Origin of the sequence: Candidatus Thioglobus sp. (assembly GCF_028599055.1) — a bacterium.
Classification (GTDB): Bacteria; Pseudomonadota; Gammaproteobacteria; order PS1; family Pseudothioglobaceae; genus Thioglobus_A.
On record NZ_JAQRMS010000131.1, the window covers coordinates 1 to 3,268 of the forward strand.

Annotated in this window: 3 protein-coding genes; all 3 read right to left on the bottom strand. The window is 38.1% G+C overall.

The genetic code is table 11. The features are described 5' to 3' along the window. On the bottom strand, positions 1-1,820 hold a 1,820-nt coding region (locus PSN35_RS06740), incomplete at its 3' end, for a helix-hairpin-helix domain-containing protein (RefSeq protein WP_300031239.1). 10 nt (positions 1,821-1,830) lie between these two features. Then, entirely contained in the window at positions 1,831-2,964 is a 1,134-nt protein-coding gene (gene bamC / locus PSN35_RS06745; protein ID WP_300031242.1) for an outer membrane protein assembly factor BamC, read from the bottom strand. A 1-nt stretch (position 2,965) separates the two neighbouring features. Then, the coding region (locus PSN35_RS06750) for a dihydrodipicolinate synthase family protein (protein WP_300031245.1) at positions 2,966-3,268 on the bottom strand (303 nt) is incomplete at its 5' end.

Here is a 3,268-nt window from a genome sequence, read left to right on the forward strand (position 1 = left end):
CCAACTTTATCACCAATTACTAAATAATCTGTTTTACCAGTGACACTGGATGCAATTTGAATACCTAAATTTTTGGCATTTTTCTTCATCATCTCTCTCGAGCCTTGCATTTTCCCTGTAAAGACAATTTTCTTACCACTTAACGCATGTAAAGCACTGCTATCATCAATAGATAATCGTGTTAATTCTAAATTAAATTGAAAGTGAAATAATCTGTCAAATTCCTCTTTGATATTACTCAATCCGTCAACAATTAGTGCTGCGGTTAATTCAGCAAAGCCATCAATGTTGGCAATTTGGGTTTTTTCCAATGTAAAAATATCTTTAATAGTATACGATCTCAATAAATTTTCACAATTTCCCGTACCCATTCTATTAACACCAAAAGCAGCCAAAAATCGCCAATCCTCAATTTGCTCTGTGGTTGAGCGTTGCAGTTGAGTAATTAGGTTGGTGCTGGTTTTTTCACCAAAACCCATATCCATAAAGTCAGACTGATTTAAGGCATAAATTTGAGAAATTTTACAAATACCATTATCATAAAGTTTTTCAATGGTCGCAATACCAAAACCATCATTATTAGCCAGAATTTTGAAGAAGTACTCCATTTTTCCAATAATTTGAGCTGGACATTTTTGATGATTAACACACATCAAAAAGTCAGCCTGCCACTCTAATACTGAATGGCAACTTGGGCAGCTATTGGGAATATCAATAGCAGCCGGCTTCAGTACTTTGTTAATTTTTGGAATAACTAGACCTGATCGGGTTAATTCAATAATGCTACCTATGCCCAATCCTTGATCTTTAACCAGTCCGTAATGGTGTCCGGTTGCTCTGACAATAGTAGCACCACTTAACTGGGTAGGTTCGAGTTCTGCAACAGGGGTGATTTTTCCTGTCCGGCCCACTTGAGGCGTTACACCCAACACTTTAACTTGGGCCTTGTCTTTATTTTCTTTAAAGGCAATCTGCCAGCGATGGAATTTTCGATTTGCACCCATGTGCTGTTTAACTAGCGAATCAGTTAGCTCAAAAACCACCCCATCCACATCAAAATCCACCGAGGATGAAACTTTAGTAACAATGCTTTCAAAATTATTTGTCAGCTCGTTAACATCTCCTTGCCAAGTGGGCAATTGAGCAAATGGCACAAACAACGCTGCTTGATCATTAATGGCTTGTTGCGCTTTTTTATCTAAGGATTTTTCTTTAATAAGACTGGCTTGAAAATTTCGCGGATATTCAAAATCACTGGACAGATATTGCTCAAAGTAGCTTTTTTTAACGACAATCTCACCCGCACCTTGGCCTCGATCAGACAGATTGAAAACTTGCAAACCTCGATCAAATACTCGAGTAATATTACTGCCTTTTTTGCCATCTCCTCGTGTGTAAAGATGCTGACCATCATCATATCCAGCAAAACCATCTAGCTTAGGTGTGGCTTTAATGCTAAGCGTTGTGATGTCTATACCAATCTCAATACAAGCTTTTTCAACACGCTCTATCCACTTACTAATTTCAGCCCAAGAATAAGCTTTATCAGTTGACAGCATAATCTCTGGCAACAGTACTTTTTCATCAGAAAAACCTTGCCCTTCAGGCTCTATTGATTGTAGTAGCGGATGCTGAGGTAGTCGCTTGTTGAGCTCGGCCAAATAGATAAAATCATAATCCTGATCGCTAATAATAGGATTGCCATCTCGATAGGCGGCATTCGCCTGTTGGCAAAACTCAGCTAACTCTTGATCTGACAAATCATTCAACAGAATATCCTGTTGAATGATGCTTTGAACTAAGTCTTGCGACAAGCGCATGACACGTTACTTAGAACTGCTTGGCAATATCACCCAAGAACTCATAACTAAAGTCAATGGTTGCCTGTTCGTTTTCTTCAGAAAGATCGTTAAAGTAAACTTCAGTTGTATTTGTATCAATTTGCTTTACACTAATTTGGAATGATTTTTTAATCGCATCATCACCAAACATACGTGACCAAATACCTTTGTCTTCATTTCTGGCGACGTTAATGTAGAAACTACTCTCTTTGATATCTTTATCTTCAACATCAATGTTTAACTGATCAAGTGCCCAACCCATGTTATCCCAAGTGTCGTACTGACCTAAAGAGAACACTAGCTTTGCATAGCCGCCAACACTTTTAGCAACTTCTACCGTTAACTTTTGCTCTTCTTTGGCTTTAAGGATTTTTTCTCTAGCAACTGCATGATCACTACCCAAGAAAGTCATTAGTCGGTACAACATTTCTGTTTCTAATGCTTGGTCTTTAGGGCGAGACTGCCAAATAGTATTTTCATCATCTTTGCCTGCTTTGGTTAGCACCTCTTCCATAGAATTGAGCGACAAATAAACCGCTGTCTTTCCAGTTTCTTGAGTTGGCTCGATGCGAATACGGTATTTATCAACAATTGGCAGTGCGTATCTTGCCGCAATAGCCTTCTTAAGCATTGAACGAATAACACCTAAAGAACGATCAGGAATTTCAGGATGATTTTCTAAAAAATCTGTTTCCATTAAGCCAATTTTTTTATTGGTTTTTTTAATCGCAAACCCGTGCGACTTAAAAAAGCTCTTAGATAAATTCCAAACATCGTCTGGTTTTTTATCAACCACTAACCAGCGACGCTCACCTGAGCGCTTAACAATCACATTAGAAGATGTTCTTAAGATGCTTGACGCCTCTTTGATGGCATTATCTTTCTCAGAAAAACTGACTGTATCTTCTTGAATGTTTGAAACATACTCACTTAATTTAAACGCATTTTGTGAGCTTGGCTTGGTTAAATCCGGCGGAATCTCTAACGAGGTAACTGTTTTATTTGAATAATACTTAATATCTCTTTCACCTAGGCTAGCTTGCTTTACCTCCTCTTTCTCATCGAAAGAAAAACACCCTGTCAAAGATAACGATAAAATCGTCAATACTGCTGTTTTAACCATGCTACATAACCCCCAAATTAGATAAATCTTGCTCTAGTATTGCTTGAGCTTGTTGTGATAATATTGTTAACGGCAAGCGAATACCGCTTTCACACTTGCCCATTTTATGCATTGCCCACTTAACCGGAATTGGATTAGACTCAATAAATAAATTTTGATGCAATCCTCTCAACGGTACATCAAGCTCTTCTGCTAATGCTTTGTTACTGTCAAATGCCGCTTGATAAGCTTGCGACAATTCTTTAGGTGCAACATTAGCGCTAACCGAAATGCCACCATGACCACCCATTAAAATAAACTCAAT